Raw genomic sequence first — 23,107 nt, forward strand, 5'->3', positions numbered from 1 at the left:
TTCTCGATTTGTAATGAAATTTGATTCAGAGTTTGAAACCGAGAACGACTTCATATATAATTATTTAGAAAATGGCTAATCCATTCCCTTCCTTAAATTCGATTTTTCTGCTATTTATTTTCCCAATATTTTATTAAGGTGTTCGGTTTTTTATACTGCAATCGGTAAATTTGAGAATAGAACATTAAATAATAAAAATTATGACAGTACAAATCAACACAGACAATAATGTAGAGGGACATGCACGCTTAAAATCATATATCCAAGATGAGGTAGCCACTACTTTGGCTCGTTTTGAGGAAAAGGTAACACGCCTTGAGGTGCATTTAGGAGATGAAAATAGTGACAAAGGCGGAGTAAATGACAAGCGCTGTACCATTGAGGCTAGACCTATAAACATGCAGCCTGTAGCAGTTACAAACCACGCCGATACTACTGAAAAAGCTTTTCATGGCGCACTTGATAAAATAAAAAAAGTACTAGAAACCTCTTTCGAGAAAAAGAGAGCGTTTTAAACCATAGCCTTTTGGCACACTAAAAAAAATGACACTGTCTTATGGAGATAGTGTCATTTTTTTTGTCAAGAATCTTTAGAATTGCAATAGTAGTTTTTATTATTTTAATAGTAAATTAGTATGCTCGCTGTGATTCCAAAAAGCATTGAAAAGTAGCCATTTGAGAAAACGAAACTTATTAGAACAAAATAATGGAAAACATAAAATTATTCGAAAGCCAAAAAATACGTTCCTCCTGGGATAATGAACAAGAGAAATGGTTTTTCTCCATTGTAGATATTATACAAGTTTTGACGGATAGTCCTAGGTCACGGAAATATTGGAGTGCACTGAAAACAAAACTGAAAAACGAAGGAAGTGAACTGTCCCATAATATGGGACAATTGAAAATGATGGCTGATGATGGTAAAATGCGTTTAACAGATGTTGCTGATACAGAGCAACTATTCCGTTTGATTCAATCTATTCCTTCGCCAAAAGCAGAGCCTTTTAAACAATGGTTAGCTAAAATAGGCTACGAACGAATAGAAGAGAGTCAAGATCCAGAAAAGGCGATTGATCGTGCTATGGAAAATTATTTGAAATTAGGATACTCTACAGCATGGATTAATCAGCGCCTGAAAAGCATCGAAGTTAGAAAAGAACTCACCGATGAATGGGAAAATAGAGGTGTAAAAAAAGGGCAGGAATTTGCCTCACTCACTGATATAATTACCCAAGCTTGGAGCGGAAACACAGTAAAGCAGTACAAGAATTTAAAAGGCTTAAAAAAAGAAAACCTAAGAGATAATATGACCAACTTAGAATTGGTATTAAATATGTTGGCGGAAGCAACCACAACAGAGATTAGTAAAGAAAACAATCCTAAAACCTTTGCAGATAATAAAAAAATTGCCCGAAAAGGCGGTGAAATTGCTGGAAATACCCGAAAGCAAATTGAAGAACAAACGGGTAAAAAAATTGTTAGCCCACAAAATGCTAAAGTTTTAAAAGAAGATAGTAATAAATTAAAAGAATAGTTGAAACAACAAATTAGAGGATGAACTAGTTTTAGAGCGTTTTAAACCATAGCCTTTTGGCACACTAAAAAAATGACACTGTCTTATGGAGATAGTGTCATTTTTTTTGGAAGTATACGTAAAACTATTGCTGTAACTGATTATTGATCAAACAGTAAGTTGGCTAGCGCTTCATCACGCTCATACACGTCTTCGTAAAAATGAATCACACCATCGGGATCTACCCAAGCGGTAAAATAACCTATGTAAACGGGAATTTTATTTTTTAGCGTGTACCATTTTTCATCGCCAGCATCCATGGCAGCACTAATTTTTTCAGGATTCCATTTTGGGTCGTCTTTCATGATGGCTGCCGCTAGTTGTCTTGGTTTTGCAACCCGAATGCATCCATGGCTAAAAGCGCGGTCTTCTCTGCTAAACAAACCTTTGGAGGGCGTATCATGCAGGTAAATTGAATTTGAATTGGGAAATAAAAATTTCACAAGACCTAGAGAATTATGATTTCCGGGTTTTTGTCGCACCAGATTTCCTTTCCGCTCCATATTGTGTTGCTTCAGATAATTGGGATTTTTGGCAATAGCGGGTAAGATTTCTTTTTTAATGATGCTTTGCGGCACATTCCAGTACGGTCTAAAAACAATATACTTCATGGGCGCGCTAAAAATCACGGTTTCATTCAAGGTCTTGCCCACCACAACTTTCGACTGGAGTTCGGGTTTTCCGTCTCTAAAAAAAGTAAGTTCGTAGGCAGGAATGTTAACTACAATCAGTTCTTTGGATTTTGTAATGTCTTTTGATATCCATCTGCAGCGTTCCATATTGATCATTAAAGTCCTAATTCTACTTTCGACAGGCACATTCATATATCGAATGTGTTTTGGTAAAATCTTTTTGTTCAAGAGATTGCCGCTTCTTTTCTTAAAATGCAGTATTCCCTCGGCTAGTTCATCGTCATAAACAGCACTTTTAGAATCGGTAGAAATATCTTTAGTGATAAACAAGCGGGTGCGAATGGCTGCTATGGTGGCTGCGCTGTCTCCAGGTTTGTAGGACGCAACAGTAGAGTCAATAGGAATGGGTTTCCAGCCGCCTTTTTTTTCTATTTTTCTATATTCTTCAAGAACGTTTTTTAATAGATAATACTGCTTGATGGCACCTTTTTCGTTTTTATGAATCAACTTAGGATCAATTAATAAGGAATCCAAATAGTCCACATAGGATTGTTTTTGTCTTGGTAGAAACCATCCTAGTTCTTTAGATTTCTCTGGATCAATACCGTGGAATACTTTGTCTACATAAAAAAAATAAATGGCAGAGCACAGCAGCTCCGTGTTGATGTTGGGTTTTTTAGTTTCGGCAGGACTTGTGAACAAAGCATCTAGTTTTTCCTTGTAGGGTATTTTGGCTCGCACGCCTTCTTCACTGATGTTGTTGACTTTGTTGTACATAACGCCAGCAAACTCGTTGATGCCGTTTTTATCATACCAAATGTACTTGAACTGATGTTTGCGGTACAATTGCGTCACTTCGGTTTGATACTGTTGCAGGGCGGGATGCTGGGTAAAAAAAGTTTGAATTTGAGTGCTATCAAAAGTGGCTTCAAATACAGGGGTGCTTTTTGTAGCGTTTGTGGCGAGTTCCTTTTTCTTGCAAGAAACAAAGGTCAACAACAAGATGAAAACAAGACAAAATGCGGTAACGTACAGTTTTTTCATAAGACCAAATAATATTTTAAAAACAGCGGTTTTGTGTTACAAAAATAAGGCAAATAGGAACCTCACCGACCATAATGGAATAGCGTCAAGCTTGTGACAAGACTACTATTCTTTGTTTTATTTTATATTTTTTTAAAAAGTAAAAATAGTAAATTACTGTAAATAAACGTTTTGCAAAGGAAATTTTGTTTTGTTTAACTGCATCAGGCTTACAAAACAAGAGGCTTAATCCAATAATTATACAACAAATGAGCAAATACTTGTAACTAATATCTAGTTTTTATGGCGCTATTTTGTTGTTTGGTGCTGTTGTGAGTATTGAATTGCTTTTTGGTGCCAAATAGTTTTGTATTTCAGGCTGTTGCCAAAGATATAAAGCTAATAATCCTGTATCTTTATTTTGACGGAATGCACCCTGTAGTATGAAAAAAATAATCTTAAATATAATAAACCATCTCAAAGCCATGCCTTACAAGAAAATCTTAAAGGGTGTTGGTGTTTTTATAATGGTACTTGTGGCTGTATTAGGTCTAGTTACCGGACTATTTTCATGGTATTTTACAAGCCATAAAAAAGAAATTGTAGCACTTGTAAATGCTAAAATTAACGAAAAAAGCACCGCGTCAGTAGTTATAGGTGACATAGATTATAAGTTGTTCAAGGGTTTTCCTAGCATGACATTGGCTTTAAGCCAAGTTGTAGTAAAAGATAGTATGTGGCAAGCGCACAAAAGAACGCTGCTTCGTGCCAAAAAAATCGAATTGCGATTGAACGTAATAGCGCTTTTGGGCAACCAAATCGAAATGGATAAAATTGAAATTCAGCAGGCCAAAATCCATCTTTTTAAAGGGAAAAACGGTTTAGACAATACGCTTTTGTTTCGGGTTAAACCCAAAAATAAAGAGGACAAGAAGAACTCGCCACCATCCATTGATCAAATAATTTTAAGCCAAGTTCGGTTTATATCTGAGCATCAAGAAAACCACAAACTGTTTGATTTTGATTCCATTTCTTTGCAAAGCAAAGTACAATATGATGGAGATAATTGGCATGCCTTTGCTGATTTGAGTACACACGCAAGAAGCATGGCATTTAACACACAAAGAGGTAGTTTTATAGAAAATAAAAAAGTGGAAGGCCTTTTGGGTTTAGATTTTAATGCCGAAAGGAATTCCATTGCTGTGGTGTCTAAGGAGCTCGCTATAGGAAATACATTTTTTGAGGTTGATGCCCGTTTTAATTTAGACCCTAATACATCACCTTTTAAAATTGCGTTAAACGCGACCTTGCTTTGGCGTGAAGCCTCGAGTTTATTGAGCAATAACATTAGTGAAAAGGTAAATCAATTTGATTTTAAAAATCCCATTCAGGTGGGCTGTACTATAAACGGAGACATGAGTAAAACTGGGGATCCGGAAATTTTAGTGCAAGCCAAAATTAAAAACAATGATTTAAAACTTCCTGATGGACTAATTACAGCCTGCACCTTTGATGCTACGTTTACCAATTAATTATAAAAAAGGAGCGGGTTTCAATGATGCTAATTCAGCCATTACTATTACCGATATGAAAGGAAAGTTTAAAACCATCCCTTTTGAAATTCCTATCGGAATCATTTTGAATTTGGAGAAAACAGAAGCAGCTGGAAGTTTTCGATCTAATTTCCCGATTACGCAATTGAATCAAGTGATCAATAAAGAATTGATGCATTTTTCTGGCGGTCAAGCTAAAGTGAACTTAGATTTTAAATTTGATGTTCAAAAGTTACGCATTAAAAAACCCAAGTTTACAGGGAATGTTTATGTTAAAGATGCTATTGTAAATTATGGCCCACGAAACCTGACATTTCTTAAAACTGATATCCAACTTGACTTTACAGAGAAAGCGTTGCTCATTAAAAAAATTAACTTCAAAGACAACCGCAACTCGGTTTTTATGGACGGTCGCATAGACAATTTCATGACTTTGTACTATGAAAATCCAGAAAAAATGGTTGTGAATTGGGATATATACGCTCCTTTTTTAGACGTGAAACAATGTATAGGAGCCTTAACGAGTAGCAGTGGTAAGCCAGCCATTCAAGAAAAATCACAGGATTCTTTCTCAAAAGAGTTGTATGAAGTGATAGATAAATGCCAAGTTGTACTAAAGCTAAAAGCAGATAAAATGACGTACAGCAAACTTGTGGCTACCCAAACCAAAGCAACAATTGTATTGTCAAATAATTCTTTACGCGTAAATAATGGCAGCGTGCAATGTGCAGGCGGAACTGTAGATTTTCAAGGGCAGTTGACTCCAGAGAAAGATCATTTTAAATGGCAGTCAAAAACAAAAATACAGAAAGTAAATCTGAATCAATTTTTAGAAGGATTGAACAACTTTGGCATCACATCTTTTGAACCTCGCAATGTCAAAGGGAAGCTTACCGCAACTGCTGCCGTGCAAGGACTGTTGCAAGCAGGCGGACATCTTAAAACCAACTCCATGACAGGTGTAGCAAAATTTGAAGTGGTAAAAGGAGCGTTGATAGATTTTAAACCGATAACTAACATTGCTAAGTTTGCCTTTCCTTTTCGGGATGTAAATAATATTTCCTTCAGTGATTTATCAGGTGATTTTAAAATAAATGGTGAAAAAATTCAGGTAAACGCTTTAAAAGTGAGTTCGAATGTGCTGAATTTAGATGCAAAAGGAGTATATTCGTATGGTAGAGGAACTCGCTTGGCTATGACTATTCCATTGCGAAATCCAAAAAAAGATCACTTACTCTTAACGGATAAAGAGCGAGAAGAAAAACGTACCAAAGGCATCGTCTTGCACTTACTAGCCGCAGATGTTGACGGGAAAATTAAAATTAAATGGAACAAAAATCATGAATAAAGCAATGTTTTTCAGTAAGTCTGTGTGTTTATTTGCAGTAGTAGTTTTTGTGTGGGGATCACCTTTTGCAACAGCACAACAGCAAAAAGATAAAGATGCCATTCATACTGTACTCAATAATTGGCACAAAGCCGCAGCAGAAGCAAACTATAAAGACTATTTTAGTTTAATGACTGATGATGCCGTTTTTATTGGCACCGATGCAACAGAGAATTGGGATAAAAAAGCCTTTCAAGCCTACGCAAAACCTCATTTTGATAAAGGCAAAGCTTGGAGTTTTACACCGCTGGAACGACATTTGTTTTTTGATAAAACCGGAACTACAGCTTGGTTTGATGAATTGCTTGACACCCAAATGAAAATTTGCAGAGGATCTGGTGTTTTGGTAAAAGTGGGTAACCAATGGCAAATACAGCATTATGTTTTATCCATGACCATTCCAAATGAAAATTCTAGTAAAGTGATTGAATTGAAAACAGCAAGCGAGTCGGTTATTATCGATAAGCTCAAAGTTAAAGTAATAAAAAACTAAGAGTTGGTACTTTTTTAAGCAACAAATAGGTTTCGTTTTCGAGAGTTTGTCTCTTGATTTTTCATTTTTTTGCTACTTTGACATTCTATCTTATATAATTCCTTAATTTTGCCCAAATATTCAAAAAAAGTGGGAAGCAAAAATAAATTAAAGAGGTTCAAAGAAAACGAGACATTCAATAACGTTTTTCAACCAACGAGAGAAGAAGTAGTAGGCGATTTATTTCCGTTGAAAGGAAAGTGGAATACTGATTTTTTTAAAAATGACAATCCATTAGTTCTGGAATTAGGCTGCGGAAAAGGCGAATATTCTGTTGGACTTGCCGAAAGATACCCTAACAAAAATTTTGTAGGTATTGATATCAAAGGAGCTCGTTTTTGGCGTGGAGCTAAAACAGCGGTGGAAACTGGCTTGTATAATGTGGCTTTTATTCGAACTCAAATTGAACTCATCAACCATATTTTTGCTGAAAACGAAGTAGATGAAATCTGGATCACTTTTCCAGATCCACAAATAAAATACAAGCGAACAAAACACCGAATGACAAATTCAGAGTTTTTGCAATTGTATAAAAAAATTCTCAAAAAAGACGGTGTTGTTAACTTAAAAACCGATAGTGAATTCATGCATGGATACACGCTAGGCTTGCTGCATGGTGAAGGACACGAAGTTTTGTATGCCAATCACAATGTGTATGTTAATGAAGGAAGTCCAGAAGAGGTAACTGCTTTTCAAACTTTTTACGAAAAACAATACTTAGAAATTAACAAAGCAATAACATATATTCGATTCAAAATCAAAGAATAGTTTTATATTTGAGGCAGATATTTCTGTACTAGCACTTTGACTATGAATTTAATCACTTCCTTGTTTTTGGGTTTTATTACCGCTTTTGTAGGGATTACACCTCCGGGCTTAATCAATATGACTGCCGCAAAAGTCAATATCAAGGAAGGAAAAAGTAGTGCCTATTGGTTTGTACTAGGCGCAGTGCTTGTTATTTTTCTTCAAGCAGCCTTAGCACTTTTTTTTGCTCAATTTATCAAAGAACGTCCAGATGTTATTGTGCTCTTGCGTGAAATTGGTTTTGGAATTTTTGCGTTACTCACTATTTATTTTTTGTTTTTAGCCAAAAAGCCCGTCAAGAAAAAAGGAAAAATAAAAAAACGCAGTACGTCCACACGTTTTTTCTTAGGCATGCTACTCTCTGCACTTAATTTTTTTCCTATTCCCTATTATGTGTTTGTAGGACTTACACTTGCGTCTTACAATTTGTTTTATTTTGATACCACACATGTTTTTATTTTTGTTTCTGGAGTGGTGCTGGGATCTTTTTTAGTATTTTACTTTTACATCACTTTTTTTCAAAAAATTCAAGAAAAAACGGATTATCTCATGCGCAACATGAACACTATAATTGGCAGTATTACAGGTTTGATATCTCTAGTTACCTTAGTTAATATTGTTCGATACTATTGGGGTTAGTTCCAATAACTAATTTTAGTACTCCACAATCATGACTGATACTAATTTCTTTGAACGTGTTTATGATATCGTAAGGCAAATACCTCATGGTAAAGTAACTTCATACGGCGCTATTGCAAAAGCGCTAGGAGCAGCGCGATCAGCCAGAATGGTGGGTTGGGCCATGAATGCATCACACACTCTTGAGGATGTACCTGCACACAGAGTTGTTAATAGAAATGGTTTGCTTACTGGCAAAATGCACTTTGATGGTACCAATTTAATGCAACAACTTCTAGAAAACGAGGGAATTGTAGTGCTAGACAACCAAATTGTTGATTTTAAGAATCATTTTTGGCAGCCCGAAACCGCTGTTGAGTAACAATTTTCAGTTGAAAATCAGTTATAATTCCTACTGATTGATAAATCAATAAATGCAATACAAATGCTTTAAAATATTAACTTTTCATCCTATCTTTGTAATCTGAAATCAGTTTAAATAAAGATAATATTCTGGTGTGCAAATACCAAGTGAAAACAGTTAACGAGAAATGAAATTAGATAGAAAAGACATTCTTAAGGCTTTAGAAACAATTACTATAGCTGGCGAAGGAAAAAACATGGTAGAGAGTGGTGCAATTACAAACGTAATCACTTTTGGAGATGAGGTGGTTGTTGATTTAGTCTTGCATACACCAGCGATGCACATCAAGAAACGCGCTGAAGATGATATCAAAAAAACGATCCTTGAATTGGTTTCGGCTGAAGCCAAAATTAAAATCAATACTAAAGTTGAAGTAGCTGATAAGCCAGAAATTAAAGGAAAATCAATACCAGGAATCAAAAATATTATTGCCGTAGCCTCTGGAAAAGGAGGAGTAGGTAAATCAACAGTTACAGCAAACCTAGCTGTAACATTAGCAAAAATGGGTTTTTCAGTAGGTATTTTAGATGCCGATATTTACGGGCCGTCTATGCCTATCATGTTTGATGTTGAAAATGAAAAACCAATATCAGTTACCGTTGATGGAAGGTCTAAAATGAAACCAGTAGAAAGTTATGAGGTTAAAATTCTATCTATCGGGTTTTTTACTGCGCCAAGCCAAGCCGTAATCTGGAGAGGACCAATGGCTTCTAAAGCTTTGAACCAAATGATTTTTGATGCTGATTGGGGAGAACTTGATTTTATGCTTATTGATTTGCCTCCAGGAACAGGAGATATTCACTTGTCTATTGTACAATCATTGCCTATTACCGGTGCCGTTGTAGTAAGTACACCACAAGCTGTTGCTTTGGCTGATGCTAAAAAAGGAGTGTCTATGTTCTTGTCTGAAGCCATTAACGTTCCTGTTTTAGGAATTATTGAAAACATGGCGTATTTCACACCCGAAGAGTTGCCAGAAAACAAATACTACATCTTTGGTCAAGAAGGAGCTAAGAATCTTTCAGAGGATTTAGGCGTACCTTTCTTGGGGGAAATTCCAATTGTACAATCTATTCGCGAAGCTGGAGATTACGGTCGTCCTGCAGCCATGCAAATGGCCTCAGTAGTAGAACATATTTTTGATGAGGTAACCCGCAATGTAGTGCGTGAGGTAGTAGCTCGAAACGAAAGTTTACCAGCCACCGAAGCAGTAAAAATAACAACAATGGCCGGTTGCTCAGCTGTAAAAAAATAATATTAGAATTTTTTGAAAATGATTTATAATCTTTCAATTTTCTAATCTTTCACTCTTTAAATAAAGAAAATGACAACAGAAGAATTAACAATAGAAGTTCAAAAAGCACTCGAAGAAATAAGACCTTTCTTGAATTCAGACGGCGGCGATATTACACTTATCTCCATTGAAGATGACAAGCATGTAAAGGTTCGTCTTGAAGGAGCTTGCACCAGTTGTAGCGTAAACCAAATGACGCTGCGAGCAGGTGTTGAAACAACCATCAAAAAATTTGCTCCTCAAATAGAAACTGTTGTCAATATTTTATAACATCAGTATGGCGTGACCCTTTTATTAAAATAGGCTACCAGTAATACAACTGAGAGGCCTATTTCAATAAAACGGTCAGGCTATCCGCTCCGCTTTGGCGGATTGCTTCTATCCTTCACGCGGGCGCAACTAACAACATAATCGTAACACACACACTAGAATAGCATGGATGTATTAATCAAAATAAAAGATAGAGAAGGAGTAGTGCATGAACTACAAGCTCCTACAGATATGGCAATGAATATAATGGAGCTTTGTAAAGCCTACGAACTTCCTGTAGAAGGAACTTGTGGCGGTATGGCCATGTGTGCTTCTTGCCAATGCTATGTTTTAAATGATGTTGCCCTGCCAGAAATGGGTGATGATGAAGAGGCCATGTTATCTGAAGCTTTTTATGTTAAATCAAACAGCCGTTTGGGATGCCAAATCCCAATTACCCAAGAGTTAGAAGGATTAGAATTAGAATTAGCTCCTGAAAATTAAGCAAAAGTTACCACTAGCATACAACCTCAAATAATGAAAATTATTTGAGGTTTTTTTTTATTCAAAATAAAAGAGATATATTCGTACAGTAAAAATCACATTTCAAATTTTCATTACGAATACATGGACCTTACGACCTATTCCCCTGGATTGCATAAACTAGTTACCTTGCAAGTTCAGGACTCTCAAAAATTAACGGATAGTGCCGGTTTCACTAAGGTTACAGAAGAAATTCTGACTCAATTTTCGCTAGAAAAAGTAGGTGTCGTAGTTCATGATTTCGAAAATAGGAGTTTCACCATTTCATTTTGCCTCAAAGAATCCCACATTTGTATTCACACTTGGCCTGAGTACAACCAGCTCACTTTAGATGTCTATTTGTGCAATTATTTACAAGACAATTCACAAAAAGTAAAAGATGTAATGGCTGCCTATGTTTCTTATTTTGATGGGGTGCTTATAAAAGATTTCGAAATTAACAGATAATACGCATGGAAGTTACCTGTACAAATTGCAATCATACCATACAATTAGATCTAAACTTTGATGTAAAAATCTATGCGTGTACCAATTGCGTTTATGTTTATCAAGAACGAGATGGTTTACGATTTAAAGATCAACTAAGACCTTACACCTTTACTGACCAATTTGAAATAGGTCAAGTAGGTGTTTTTAACAATACCGATTACACCATTACGGGGATTTTGGTCAAAGAAAATGAAGGATTTGAATGGACTGAGTACATCCTGCAAGGCAAAGAAAATTTTTTATATCTATCTGAGGCCGATGGGCACTGGATCATTCTTGAAGAAATAGTATTTGCTTCAAAAGTAGGGAATCATCCATTAACAGTTGATTATGAAGAACGAACTTTTGACAGGTATGATTATTTTTATCCCAAGTTAAGAGCTGCTCGCGGTTTTTTTGACTTTGATATTTTTGAGAAAGCAGAGCTCATTGAGTATATAAATCCGCCTCAAGTACTTTCTTTTGAACGAAATGGAAGCGCACAAAATGCTTTTTTGGGGAAACACATTTCTAAAGCTGCTGTAAAAAAAGCCTTCAACGCTTCTTATTTACCCACTAAAGTTGGTGTAGGAATGGTGCAGCCTTTTCTGTTTAACTTGCGTAATTTAGCCATTACTTTATGTTGTGTTTTGGCATTAATTTTAGTGTCTAACTGGTATTTAAACAAAGATCGTGTTCGAACAGAAGTGCTGGATACCCAATTAGCGTTGGCAAACTTTACTACTAAAGATTTTGTAAGTCCTAGTTTTACACTCACCGGTAGTGCTGCACCATTGAAGGTACAGTTGTATGCACCCGTGAGCAATTCATGGGTCAATGTTCAAGTGGCGCTGATCAACGAAAAAACAGGAGAGGAAGTGTATGCTAGTAAAGATATTGAGCGTTATTCAGGCTACACAGATGGTGAGTCATGGTCCGAAGGTTCAAGTTCGGAGGAGTTTAATTTATGTGGTGTCCCAGCGGGAACCTATCATTTAAACATAACCCCAATGAAAGCACCAGAGGATGTTACCAGTGATTTTATGAATGTAAAAGTGGTGTGGAGCGAGCCTTCATCCAGAAATATTTGGCTCATTTTAATAATCATGGTTATTTTTGTGCTGGTCTTGTATTATGTAGAGAAAAATTTCGAAGCTAAAAGATGGGGAGAAACTAACGAGTCTTTTTTTAATTCTTAAGTATGGATAAGATTTTAGATTTTATGCGCAGTAATGCTCTTTCACTTGTAATAGGAGCTCTTTTTTATGCATTGTTTTTATATTACAACACCTCTGGAAGTCAGTTGTGTGATTGCGAATCTACCGAAAATTATAGACCTTCCTCTTCAAATTCACGCGGTGCAGTAAACCGTTTTTATCATAAATAAATTAATTTTAAACTATCAAATATGGATTTTATCGCTTCAAAACCTATTTTAAACTCGCTTGTTTTTTCACTTTTAGGAATTATCATTTTATTGATAGCGTACTTTATTATTGAAAAACTAACTCCCGAGAATACTTGGAAACAAATTACAGAAAAAAATAATACCGCTGTAGCTATTGTCTTTGGTGCACTTATTATTGGTTTTTCAATGATTATTAGTGCCGCAATACATGGGTAAAAATTTTTTAAAGTTTGAATACCTGCTGCTTTTTGCTGTTTTTACAATTGCAACCTGTGGTTTGGTGTATGAGCTAGTCGCAGGAACGCTTGCCAGTTATTTATTAGGCGATTCCGTGAAACAGTTTTCGTTTATCATAGGGGTCTATCTTTTCTCCATGGGAGTAGGTTCTTATTTTTCTAAATTTCTAACAAAGAACATGCTCAACACTTTTGTTGAAATTGAAATCTTGGTTGGGCTTATTGGTGGTTTAAGTTCTGTTGTACTGTTCTTACTGTTTGAGAGTGTTTACTCATTTCAATTTATTTTATACCTTTTAGTGTTTGTAACAGGCTGTCTTGTAGGGCTTGAGATTCCTTTGTTGATGAACATTTTAAAAGACAAAGTGCAGTTTAGAGACTTGGTTTCTAATGTGTTTACTTTTGATTATATCGGAGCATTATTGGCATCCATATTATTTCCGTTAGTCTTAGTTCCTAAACTCGGAATCATGGGAACTTCCTTGTTTTTTGGGATGATCAACGTGAGTATTGCCATTGCCTTGTGCTTTCTTTTAAAATCTGAATTGAAGAGCGTATATCTATTAAGAACCAAGGCCATTGGAGCTTTCTTAATCTTGTTTGTAGTGTACTTGTTTTCAAATTCTATTTTGTCATATTCTGAGGGTAAACTGTATGGGGAAAATATTATTTACTCAAATTCAACTCCCTACCAGCGCATTGTGCTTACTCATAACAAGAGTGATTACCGCTTGTACTTGAATAATAATTTGCAATTCAGCTCAACAGATGAATACCGATATCATGAAGCGCTGGTGCATCCGGCTATATCTATGGCAAAGAGAGTAGATAACGTGTTGGTTTTAGGCGGAGGAGACGGTTTAGCCGTTCGAGAAATTTTGAAATACAAAGATGTAAAGCATGTCACTCTTGTAGATCTTGATGAAGGAATGACCAAGATGTTTCAAACCAATTCTGTTTTGACTAAATTCAATCAAAATTCCTTGAATAATGCCAAAGTAGAAGTACTCAACAAAGATGCTTTTGTATGGGCTAAGAATACCAAAAAACAATATGATGTAGTGGTGGTGGACTTTCCAGATCCTTCAAATTACAGTTTAGGGAAGTTGTATTCTTGGAGTTTTTACAGTACCCTCAAACAAATTTTAACTCCAGATGCCGTTGTGGTTGTGCAAACTACTTCTCCTTATTTTGCTCCAAAATCGTTTTGGTGTATCAATAAAACCATGATGGAAGTTTTCCCTCAGGTCGATGCGTATCACGCTTATGTTCCTTCTTTTGGAGAATGGGGATTTTCAATTGCTATGAATGGGTTTCAAACTAATTTTAACACCGTTAACAGGCAAGTAGAAGGGTTGCGTTTTTACAATTATCAGTTTTACAAATTCAATTATTTTGCCAAAGATATGATTTCAAAAGACATTGAAATCAATCGATTAGATAACCAAATTTTAGTGCGCTACTTTGATGAAGAATGGGGAAAATTATAATACCTCGAGACGCTTTTTTGTAAAAACGGTTGGATTAGCTTTATTAGCCGTTCCGTTTCTACAGGCATGTCAAGAAAAGGTAATTCAGGTTCTTATTCGTCTGTCTGGCACCAATCATATTTTGGGGCACCGATTGCGTACCAAAAACTTTCCAAAACCAACCAAGCAAATTCATATTCCCTATTTAATTGTGGGAGGCGGAATATCTGGGCTAAGTGCTGCTAGGCAATTTTCAAAAAAAGGAATTCATGATTTTTTAGTGGTTGAATTAGAAAATCATTTGGGAGGAAATTCATCAAGTGGAGAAAATAAGTATTCTAAATATCCGCTAGGAGCGCATTACTTACCACTGCCTAATAAAGCCGATCAAGAACTGCTTGATTTTCTAGAGGAAGAAGCCATTATTCAAGGTTATGACCATGAGGGTTTTCCAATATTTGATGCGCAACAACTCACATTTGCACCAGATGAAAGATTGTTTTATAGAAACAATTGGCAGGAAGGTTTGGTACCAAAAACAGGAAACACGCCAGATGAGGATGCACAAATTCAAGATTTTTTCCTGAAGATGAGTGCTTTTAGAACGGGTAAAGATAAAGATGGAGTGTATTATTTTGATATTCCGTTATCCAAATCTTCTCAGGACTCATCCATACGAGCTTTAGACAAAATGACAATGCTGCAATGGTGCGCGCAAGATGGGTATACAGCGCAACCACTCTTGAATTACATTGATTATTGCTGTAGAGATGATTTTGGTTTAGGGATCAAAGAAGTTTCGGCTTGGGCGGGTATTCACTACTTTGCAGCTCGTAAGCAAGACACGGCTCCAGATGGAAATGATACCGTACTTACTTGGCCCGAAGGAAATGCGCGTTTAGCATCACATTTAAAAAAATATGCTCATTCTAAAACACTAACCAATCACATTGTATTTGATATAAAAATTGAAAATAAGAAAGTAATTGCTGCCACATATGATGCGCAAAATCAAACTTCACTGGAGATAATTGCCGATAAGGTTATTATGGCTACACCTCAGTTTGTCAATCAATACTTTTTTAAGGATCGAAAAAAAATCACTCCCAATTTTCACTACGCGCCTTGGTTTTTGGCAACTCTAGTAGTTTCAGAACTTCAAGATAATAGTAGTTTTCCTTTGTGTTGGGACAATGTAATTTATGGTTCAAAAGGGTTGGGGTATATCTACGACCAACACCAAACTTTAGAGCAAATCCAACCCAAAAAAGTGATTACGTACTACTATAGTTTTTCAACGGTTGAGATCAAGAAAAATCGCAGACTGTTGTACTCCCAAAAAGAAAACTATTGGAAACAAATAGTTCTTAACGATTTAAAAATGGCGCATCCCACCATTGAAAGTTTTATAGAGGACATACACATTCATAGATTGGGACACGGAATGATTAGTCCTGTTCCGGATTTTATTTTTGGTCAAGCCAAAAAAGAAGCTTCAGCTAGCATTGATAATCGGATTTTCTTTGCTCATTCTGATTTGGCGGGCATTTCAATTTTTGAAGAAGCATTTCATCAAGGTATTAACATTGTAAACACAATTCTAGATGGAACAACCGTGGATTGATAAGCCCAAAACAGATGTTGTTTTTATTCTAGCACCTGCTTTTTTTGTGGTTGCTGTCGTTTTTCTATTTCAAGATGCCTTACAATATGTAGAGGAGCATTTTTCCTTTTATACCTGGTTGTTTCTGATTGTTTTTATAGATGTGGCGCATGTGTATGCTACCTTGTTTAAAACGTATTTTGTTCCAGAGGCATTTCAAAAAAGACGGTCCTTATTGATTTTTCTCCCGATTTTATGTTTTGTAATTGGTATGATTCTCTTTAGTTTTGGAAGCCTTGTCTTTTGGTCAGTCTTGGCGTATGTAGCTGTTTTTCATTTTATAAGGCAGCAATATGGATTCATGCGCTTGTATTCACGTAAAGAAGTTAAAACCAAGTGGAGTACTTTTTACGATGCTTTAGTTATTTATACCGCTACAGGATATCCTATGTTGTATTGGTTTTTCTCAACACCTAGAGCCTTCAACTGGTTCACGCCCCATGATTTTGTAAAACTCGAACATCAAGGATTTTTAAGTGTTTTGGGTTGGGTTTACGCACTAATTCTTGTAAGTTATCTAGTTTTTACGGGGTATAAATATGTAAAAGATCAGTATTTTAATATTCCAAAAAACGCCATTATTGTAGGAACTTTTTTATCATGGTATTTCGGAATCGTATATTTTAATAATGATTTGGTTTTTACTTTACTTAATGTGGTGTCTCATGGTATTCCGTATATGGCTTTGATTTATCTTAATGATATTCAAAAAAACACTACCAATTCATATCGCTTTTTAGGTTCTCTTCGCGGCCTTAGAGGTGTACTGCTTTTTATAGGTTTTGTGCTTTTTATCGCTTTTTGCGAAGAATATTTTTGGGAAATATTGGTTTGGAACGATCAGTTTGCTGTTGCTAATTATGATTTTTCGAGCTGGCAATTTATCTTGGTTCCGTTACTCACAGTACCTCAATTTACCCATTACTTGCTAGATGGTTTTATATGGAAATCCAAGAAATAACTTTTCAATTTGAAAAGAAAAATTGTTGCTAGTGCAAAAAAAATCCTGATAATGAATCAGGATTTGTATTATGTAAGGTAGAATTTTAACTACTCAGCTAGCATTTTTTCAGGAATTAATTGTTCTTCTATAGCATCCCAAAGTCCAATTCTTTTTTCTAATGCCATTTTTGATACTTCCTCTACATCTGACCATTTTTGTTCGTCAGTACCACATAGCTCTGTGATCATTTTCATGGCCATTGGTCCGTGTTCGTCACCGTCAAGTTCAATATGTCTTTCAAAATAATAGATAAGTTTACTCAAGTCTGTTTCAGGGAAATTAGCTTGAAAGTTTTTCAAGATTTCAGTAAACATACTTGGAATCAGATCTTCTCTACCAAAAGTGAAAGCAGCGGCAATTTCATGAGATTTACCTTCTTCAATAACTCGGAAAGTAAAGTCTAAAAAAGCTTTAATGTTGGGATGTAAATTACTTGTTTTAATAGCAACAAAAATGTTTTTTAAAGAGTCTACTTCTTGTAAAAAGCTTTTGATTCCATTGGTATCTGCTTGACACGCTTCCATGGCCTCAATATACATTTCATAGTGACTGGAACGTTTACCATCAAGAGTTAGATCTGATTCTTCGGCTAATACGATTTCATTGATTAAATATCTCGTTTCAGGATTTGGAGTAGCAAACCATGGCGTTGATGTGCAAGTAAGCTTAGATTGAAGCGCTTTTAAAAGTGACATAAAGTCCCAAACAGCGTAGACGTGATTCTCTAGAAAACACTGTAAATCTTCAATTGTTCTCACTTTATTGTACAATGTGTGCTGCAGTAATTGTTCTTTTTGTGATTGAATACTATTGTTTATAGTGGCAATATTCATAGGTGGTATTTTTGTGTAAAGATAAAAAAGCTTCTTGTTTCCAAGAAGCCTTTGTTATCATTTTTAAGTATACTTTAATAAACGTTTACTACTATTTAAAAGCTGGAATTCCAGTGATATCCATACCTGTGATTAGCAAGTGAATGTCATGTGTCCCTTCGTATGTGATTACAGATTCTAAGTTCATCATGTGGCGCATGATAGAGTATTCTCCTGTAATCCCCATCCCACCTAAAATTTGTCTGGCTTCACGAGCTATATTGATAGCCATGTCAACATTATTTCTTTTGGCCATTGAGATTTGAGCCGTTGTTGCTTTTCCTTCATTTCGTAAAACACCAAGTCTCCAAGTTAGCAATTGTGCTTTTGTGATTTCAGTAATCATTTCGGCCAATTTCTTTTGTTGCAATTGTGTTCCTGCAATTGGTTTGTCAAACTGAATTCTTTCCTTGGCATAACGCAAAGCGGTATCGTAGCAATCCATAGCGGCACCAATAGCGCCCCAAGCAATTCCATAACGAGCCGAGTCTAAGCAACCAAGTGGCGCTCCTAAACCAGATTTATTTGGTAAAAGGTTTTCTTTTGGAACCTTTACGTTGTCAAAAATTAATTCTCCTGTAGATGATGCACGAAGCGACCATTTGTTGTGCGTTTCTGGAGTAGTGAAACCTTCCATGCCACGCTCTACAATCAAACCGTGAATTCTACCTTCTTCATTTTTAGCCCAAACTACAGCAATATCTGCAAACGGAGCATTAGAAATCCACATTTTAGCACCGTTTAAAAGGTAATGGTCGCCCATGTCCTTAAAGTTGGTAGTCATTCCGCCAGGATTTGATCCATGATCAGGCTCGGTCAAGCCAAAACATCCCATGTATTCTCCGGTAGCTAATTTTGGCAAATATTTCATGCGTTGCTCTTCGTTACCATATTTCCAAATAGGATACATTACTAACGATGATTGAACAGATGAAGTAGAACGAACACCAGAATCTCCGCGCTCAATTTCTTGCATGATCAATCCGTATGATATTTGGTCTAAACCAGCACCTCCATATTCAACAGGAATGTACGGACCAAAACCACCAATTTCACCTAAACCTTTTATAATTTGTTTCGGGAATTCAGCACGTTGTGCAAAGTCTTCAATAATAGGCGATACTTCTTTTTTAACCCAAGCACGTGCTGATTCGCGCACTAGTTTGTGTTCTTCGGTTAGTAAATCGTCTAAGTTATAATAATCTGGTGATTGAAATAAGTCTGGTCTCATGGTTTAGAATTTTATAGCTACAAATTTACACAAAGAAATATAACAAAAGCATTAACAATTGTTATATTTTTAATCAAAAACTATTTTTTTTACTATCTTTATTATGAAGAAATAATTTATTTTTTAACAATTTGTTTTCATTTTGCAATTCAACATACGCCGAGATGTAATCATGTAGTGTAAAAAAAGGTTTGTTCATGAAATAGTTTGTACTTTTGACAGCGCTATTCGGTTCATAAATATCCTCTTTTTTTACGTCTAAAGCTTTAGAGACTCTTGCCCATTCTGCATCCGAGATAGCTTTTTTTCCATTTTCTCTACGGCTGTAATTGCACTGTGTCATCCCTATTAAGTCTGCCAAGGTTTCTTGAGATAATCCTTTATTTAATCTAGCTTCTTTTAATTTTTTTTTTGTCAATTTATTTTTTTCTTACAAAGAATGTAAATTCATCATATTTATGCAATACCCACTTTTAGTGATATTTCATCTGTTCTTTAAAATTGTAAATGCTGTATTCGTTGTAATTTAAGATTTAAATAATTTATTCAATGTGATTTACATAAAATCGCATAGGAATTCTAATAGTTACTTGATAAGTTTGAAAAAAATATCTTGTTTTAAGTCTCCTAAAATAAACTAAGTCGACGTGGTTGTTTAAAAGATTTATTTGTGGGAATTTTTTTGAGTATCAAAAATATTTATTAATCATCTAAAAAAAGTAAAGATGAAAAAATTAAGTTTAAACAATCTGAAAGTTATTAAAATGGGTAAGGAAGAACAGAAAACAATTAAGGGTGGAAACTGGCCTACTTCTGGAGTGTGTAATCGTTTATCTGGGCCTTATGTGTCATGGTGTCATGATTGTCCGCCATATGAAAGTGTGGACTAATGATTTAGCTTTACTAAACATGTTTAAAAGACTAGAATTAGTTGTAAATATTAGTTGATTTGAAGTTTTATATGCATAGTTTTTACTTTCAGTATCTAATTGCTTTCTGTGAAAAAATAAACTGCATTTTAATAAACAAATTTGTTTTACATTATAATAGTTATAAACTGTTTGGTTATTGGAGTTTATACATTTATGGATTAGTACTTTTAAAGTATTTTTTAAGGTGTTTTTATTCTAAAAATCATAATTTGCATAAAATCTATTAATTAGTAGACTCAACAACAACTTTTATTAAACTGAAAGTTGTTATTGTATTTATACCACCTCCGTTTTTAATAAAAATCTCCAGTATATGAAAAAAAATACCTTACTGCTCCTTGTCCTACTTTCTCAAACTTTATTTGGACAGGTTAAATTTACTGAAAACCAAAAACTAGCCGCCACCTGCAAAGTTTGGGGTTATCTAAAATATTACCACCCAAAGGTAGCCAATGGTGATTTTAATTGGGACAATCAACTTTTTGAAGTTTTACCAAAAATTGAGCAAGCCAATACCAAAGAAGAGTTTTCTAATGTATTGGAAAACTGGATAGTTTCTCTTGGTGAAGTAAAGAACGTCACACCAATCATTCAGACAAAAGGGATTGAATATTTTGACAAAAACTTTGACTTAAGTTGGATTAACAACAATGAATTATTTTCGAAGAAGCTTTCGCTGAAGTTAAAATTTATTGAGAACAATAGATTTCAAGGCAATCAATATTATGTTGATGCAGAAGAAGGAGCTGGAAATGTTTTTGTAAAAAACGAAAATTATGCAGCCTATCAATTCAATGATAAAAATCAACGACTTTTAGCTTTGTTTACGTATTGGAATCTTATGGAATACTTTTTCCCATATAAATATTTAATGGATACGAAATGGGACACCACTTTAGAGGAAATGTTACCTGATTTTATCGATGCTAAAATCCAAGACGATTTTTATAAAGTAATGCGAAAATTAACGGTTAAACTTAATGACTCTCATGTAGTTTTTTACAAATATGCTAAAAAAAGACATTTTTTACCTGTTGAGTGTAAGATAATTGATGAGAAGATGATTGTTACCGAAATTTTAAACATTAATCTGACAGAGACTGCAGGTTTAAAAATTGGAGATGTGATTTTGAAAGTAAATGAGAAAACAATTAAAGAAATAATTTTAGAGTATAGAGATTTAATTCCCGCTTCAAATGAAGCTTTTTACTTATCTAAATTAATTGAACCTTCACTTTCAGGATATTCCGATACCATTAAATTAGATTTTTTATTTAATGGTAATACAATAACAAAAACAATAAATATGGTTGATTATAATTTAAATAATTATGAACTCAATAACAATTCAAAAATAAGATTCAAAAAGAATTATTTTAAACTACTAGGAAATAACATTGGTTATGTAGATATGGGGGCTTTAACTGTTAAAGATGTTCCAGAAATGATTGATAAACTAAAATTAACCAAAGCAATAGTTTTTGATATGAGAAATTATCCAAATGGGACGTATGAAGAGATTTCTAAGTTTCTATACGCTCAAGAAAAAGTTTTTGCTATTTATACCAAGCCAGATTTAATGTATCCTGGAAAATTCATATGGACAGAAGGAACCACTTGTGGGTCTGTCAATGAGAATAATTATAAAGGAAAAGTCGTTGTATTGCTTAATGAAAAATCTATAAGCCAATCCGAATGGACAGCAATGTGTTTTAAAGCTGCTGGCAACACCACAATTATTGGTAGTCAAACCGCTGGTGCTGATGGGAATGTGAGTAATATTGATTATATGAAAGCTTTTCATTCACAGTTTTCAGGAATTGGCGTTTATTATCCTGATAAAAGTGAAACCCAAAGAATTGGAATCATTCCAGATATAGAGGTTAAACCAACAATAAAAGGGATTCAAGAAGGAAGAGACGAAGTTTTAGATAGGGCATTACAATTTATTGAATCAGGGAAGTAGTTTTATCCTGAGATAGTTGTTATTTATTAAGGTACATCATTTAAAATGCAAAACAAAATACTTAAAATCGAAAAAAATATTTGGGATTCTTTTAGTAAGGAGAATAGAATTGGATTGTATCTTGGATTATCGGGATTTATCTTATTTTATGATTATTTATATGAAGCATACCCAGTTGTAGAGTTTGAAAACAAACTATTGGCAGTAATAGAAAAAACTAATGAATTGATTGAAGAACAACAAAATTCAATTTCTCTTTGTTCTGGTGTTGCTGGATATGGATTAACTTTATTAAGACTTAGGAATAGCAGTATTGATATAAGCGAAGACTATTTTGTTAGTATTGATGCTATTCTATTAGAGGATTTCGAAATATTATGTGCATCAAATAACTTTGATTTTATGCATGAAGCTATGGGTATAGCTATGTATTTTATTGAACGATACAAGTCAAACAAAAATATTGCTATCACTAAAATTTTGAGCATTTTTGCTAAAAATTTAATTCTTAAAATTAATGGCGATTTCAAAAATATCCTAGTTAAGTCAGATGAAAGTCGAGGAGATTATTATTCCTTTGGCTTGGCACACGGCGTTGCTAGTTATTTAAATTTTTTAATTTACTTAAAAACTCATTTTACAGTGCTTAATGCTGATATTAGTAAGACTTTAAAAGTTTGTGTAGATTTTCTAGTTTCATATAAAAACTATGACACCAAAACAAAGCAGTATTACGCTAATGTAATTTCAATAGAAACCAATAAAATTATTCCTTCTAGGCTTTCATGGTGTCAAGGTGATTTAGGAGTTTCGAATGCGTTATATAATGCGGGTGTTTTTCTCGATGATACCTTGCTAATAAATGAGGCTATATCATTAATGAATCATAGCGCAACTTTAAGTCTTGAGGATTCTGCGGTTGATGATTTTGGTGTTTGTCATGGTTCTGCTGGTATTTTAATTCAGTTATATTTAGCATCCAAAAAATACAAAATAGATTACAGTAAAGAAATTGATCGCTGGTATGAGATACTAAAAAAACAGACCTGTAATTTTGAAGAATATCTGTGGTTTGATAATAGTAGTAAGCAGTATATTCCTGAAACAAACCTTTTAGTAGGTTCTGTTGGACTAGGGCTCACACTATTAACCATTGAAAATAAAATAGACACTAAGTGGCTGGAGGTTATTAATTTGTATTAATTAATTTGCTTATATCTAATG

At 34.6% G+C, this 23,107-nt stretch carries 25 protein-coding genes; 21 read left to right on the forward strand and 4 right to left on the reverse strand.

Annotation, left to right across the window (positions count from 1 at the left end; translation table 11 throughout):
• The first annotated feature begins 200 nt into the window (after window positions 1–200).
• Together FJV36_RS14220 and FJV36_RS14225 are read left to right on the forward strand one after the other, a co-directional pair.
• Window positions 201–515, forward strand: coding sequence for an HPF/RaiA family ribosome-associated protein (locus FJV36_RS14220; protein WP_086453357.1), 315 nt, complete (start codon window positions 201–203; stop codon window positions 513–515).
• Window positions 516–706: 191 nt separating this feature from the next.
• The gene (locus FJV36_RS14225; protein WP_158728601.1) at window positions 707–1,534 is read left to right on the forward strand and encodes a Bro-N domain-containing protein; all 828 of its coding nucleotides are present in this window, start codon (window positions 707–709) and stop codon (window positions 1,532–1,534) included.
• A 140-nt stretch (window positions 1,535–1,674) separates the two neighbouring features.
• Here FJV36_RS14225 and FJV36_RS14230 read toward each other — a convergent pair whose 3' ends face one another.
• Window positions 1,675–3,249 (reverse strand): murein L,D-transpeptidase, encoded by a 1,575-nt coding sequence (locus FJV36_RS14230; RefSeq protein ID WP_158728600.1) that lies wholly within the window; start codon window positions 3,247–3,249, stop codon window positions 1,675–1,677.
• A 422-nt stretch (window positions 3,250–3,671) separates the two neighbouring features.
• Here FJV36_RS14230 and FJV36_RS14235 point away from each other — a divergent pair, with 422 nt between their 5' ends.
• The 16 genes from FJV36_RS14235 (at window position 3,672) to FJV36_RS14310 (ending at window position 16,840) form a co-directional block, all read left to right on the forward strand.
• Window positions 3,672–4,760 carry an AsmA family protein gene (locus tag FJV36_RS14235; protein ID WP_158728599.1) on the forward strand — a complete coding sequence of 363 codons (1,089 nt, stop codon included), beginning with the start codon at window positions 3,672–3,674 and terminating at the stop codon, window positions 4,758–4,760.
• Complete coding sequence (locus tag FJV36_RS14240) at window positions 4,741–6,129, forward strand: AsmA-like C-terminal region-containing protein (RefSeq protein WP_233264552.1); 1,389 nt, start codon at window positions 4,741–4,743, stop codon at window positions 6,127–6,129. Before FJV36_RS14235 ends, FJV36_RS14240 begins: the two co-directional genes overlap by 20 nt.
• A complete protein-coding gene (locus FJV36_RS14245; RefSeq protein WP_158728597.1) occupies window positions 6,122–6,661 on the forward strand; it encodes a nuclear transport factor 2 family protein in 540 nt (179 codons plus the stop codon). The genes FJV36_RS14240 and FJV36_RS14245 overlap by 8 nt, the downstream gene beginning before the upstream one ends.
• A gap of 129 nt (window positions 6,662–6,790) precedes the next feature.
• Window positions 6,791–7,468: a tRNA (guanosine(46)-N7)-methyltransferase TrmB gene (gene trmB, locus FJV36_RS14250; RefSeq protein ID WP_158728596.1), complete on the forward strand. Its 678-nt coding sequence runs from the start codon at window positions 6,791–6,793 to the stop codon at window positions 7,466–7,468.
• 42 nt (window positions 7,469–7,510) lie between these two features.
• On the forward strand, window positions 7,511–8,146 hold the full coding sequence (locus tag FJV36_RS14255) for a LysE family transporter (RefSeq protein ID WP_158728595.1): 636 nt from the start codon (window positions 7,511–7,513) through the stop codon (window positions 8,144–8,146).
• Between the two features lie 31 nt (window positions 8,147–8,177).
• On the forward strand, window positions 8,178–8,507 hold the full coding sequence (locus FJV36_RS14260) for an MGMT family protein (RefSeq protein WP_158728594.1): 330 nt from the start codon (window positions 8,178–8,180) through the stop codon (window positions 8,505–8,507).
• Between the two features lie 169 nt (window positions 8,508–8,676).
• Window positions 8,677–9,804 (forward strand): Mrp/NBP35 family ATP-binding protein, encoded by a 1,128-nt coding sequence (locus FJV36_RS14265; protein ID WP_158728593.1) that lies wholly within the window; start codon window positions 8,677–8,679, stop codon window positions 9,802–9,804.
• Window positions 9,805–9,873: 69 nt separating this feature from the next.
• Window positions 9,874–10,113: a NifU family protein gene (locus FJV36_RS14270; protein ID WP_073205171.1), complete on the forward strand. Its 240-nt coding sequence runs from the start codon at window positions 9,874–9,876 to the stop codon at window positions 10,111–10,113.
• 165 nt (window positions 10,114–10,278) lie between these two features.
• A complete protein-coding gene (locus FJV36_RS14275) occupies window positions 10,279–10,596 on the forward strand; it encodes a 2Fe-2S iron-sulfur cluster-binding protein (RefSeq protein WP_158728592.1) in 318 nt (105 codons plus the stop codon).
• A 123-nt stretch (window positions 10,597–10,719) separates the two neighbouring features.
• On the forward strand, window positions 10,720–11,082 hold the full coding sequence (locus tag FJV36_RS14280) for an S-adenosylmethionine decarboxylase family protein (protein ID WP_158728591.1): 363 nt from the start codon (window positions 10,720–10,722) through the stop codon (window positions 11,080–11,082).
• Between the two features lie 5 nt (window positions 11,083–11,087).
• Window positions 11,088–12,302, forward strand: a complete 1,215-nt coding sequence (locus FJV36_RS14285) for a DUF4178 domain-containing protein (protein WP_158728590.1) — start codon at window positions 11,088–11,090, stop codon at window positions 12,300–12,302.
• A 2-nt stretch (window positions 12,303–12,304) separates the two neighbouring features.
• Complete coding sequence (locus tag FJV36_RS14290) at window positions 12,305–12,490, forward strand: hypothetical protein (protein ID WP_158728589.1); 186 nt, start codon at window positions 12,305–12,307, stop codon at window positions 12,488–12,490.
• Between the two features lie 21 nt (window positions 12,491–12,511).
• Window positions 12,512–12,727, forward strand: coding sequence for a DUF350 domain-containing protein (locus tag FJV36_RS14295; RefSeq protein WP_144891223.1), 216 nt, complete (start codon window positions 12,512–12,514; stop codon window positions 12,725–12,727).
• Window positions 12,720–14,237: a polyamine aminopropyltransferase gene (locus FJV36_RS14300; RefSeq protein WP_158728588.1), complete on the forward strand. Its 1,518-nt coding sequence runs from the start codon at window positions 12,720–12,722 to the stop codon at window positions 14,235–14,237. Before FJV36_RS14295 ends, FJV36_RS14300 begins: the two co-directional genes overlap by 8 nt.
• Window positions 14,215–15,840, forward strand: coding sequence for an NAD(P)/FAD-dependent oxidoreductase (locus FJV36_RS14305; RefSeq protein ID WP_158728587.1), 1,626 nt, complete (start codon window positions 14,215–14,217; stop codon window positions 15,838–15,840). Before FJV36_RS14300 ends, FJV36_RS14305 begins: the two co-directional genes overlap by 23 nt.
• Entirely contained in the window at window positions 15,821–16,840 is a 1,020-nt protein-coding gene (locus tag FJV36_RS14310) for a hypothetical protein (protein ID WP_158728586.1), read from the forward strand. Before FJV36_RS14305 ends, FJV36_RS14310 begins: the two co-directional genes overlap by 20 nt.
• An 89-nt stretch (window positions 16,841–16,929) precedes the next feature.
• Here FJV36_RS14310 and FJV36_RS14315 read toward each other — a convergent pair whose 3' ends face one another.
• The 3 genes from FJV36_RS14315 to FJV36_RS14325 form a co-directional block, all read right to left on the reverse strand.
• Entirely contained in the window at window positions 16,930–17,715 is a 786-nt protein-coding gene (locus FJV36_RS14315; protein ID WP_158728585.1) for a DUF3050 domain-containing protein, read from the reverse strand.
• Between the two features lie 91 nt (window positions 17,716–17,806).
• Window positions 17,807–18,985, reverse strand: coding sequence for an acyl-CoA dehydrogenase family protein (locus FJV36_RS14320; protein WP_158728584.1), 1,179 nt, complete (start codon window positions 18,983–18,985; stop codon window positions 17,807–17,809).
• 73 nt (window positions 18,986–19,058) lie between these two features.
• The gene (locus FJV36_RS14325) at window positions 19,059–19,403 is read right to left on the reverse strand and encodes a helix-turn-helix transcriptional regulator (RefSeq protein ID WP_158728583.1); all 345 of its coding nucleotides are present in this window, start codon (window positions 19,401–19,403) and stop codon (window positions 19,059–19,061) included.
• Window positions 19,404–19,749: 346 nt separating this feature from the next.
• Between FJV36_RS14325 and FJV36_RS16590 the strand changes: the two genes are divergently transcribed.
• The 3 genes from FJV36_RS16590 to FJV36_RS14335 all read left to right on the forward strand — a co-directional run bounded on the left by FJV36_RS16590 (window position 19,750) and on the right by FJV36_RS14335 (window position 23,086).
• The gene (locus FJV36_RS16590) at window positions 19,750–19,875 is read left to right on the forward strand and encodes a hypothetical protein (RefSeq protein ID WP_255470413.1); all 126 of its coding nucleotides are present in this window, start codon (window positions 19,750–19,752) and stop codon (window positions 19,873–19,875) included.
• 355 nt (window positions 19,876–20,230) lie between these two features.
• The gene (locus FJV36_RS14330) at window positions 20,231–21,883 is read left to right on the forward strand and encodes a S41 family peptidase (RefSeq protein ID WP_158728582.1); all 1,653 of its coding nucleotides are present in this window, start codon (window positions 20,231–20,233) and stop codon (window positions 21,881–21,883) included.
• 45 nt (window positions 21,884–21,928) lie between these two features.
• The gene (locus tag FJV36_RS14335; protein ID WP_158728581.1) at window positions 21,929–23,086 is read left to right on the forward strand and encodes a lanthionine synthetase LanC family protein; all 1,158 of its coding nucleotides are present in this window, start codon (window positions 21,929–21,931) and stop codon (window positions 23,084–23,086) included.
• The last annotated feature ends 21 nt before the right edge of the window (window positions 23,087–23,107 follow it).

It is taken from the genome of Flavobacterium sp. I-STPP5a (assembly GCF_009764685.1).
Taxonomy (GTDB): Bacteria; Bacteroidota; Bacteroidia; order Flavobacteriales; family Flavobacteriaceae; genus Flavobacterium.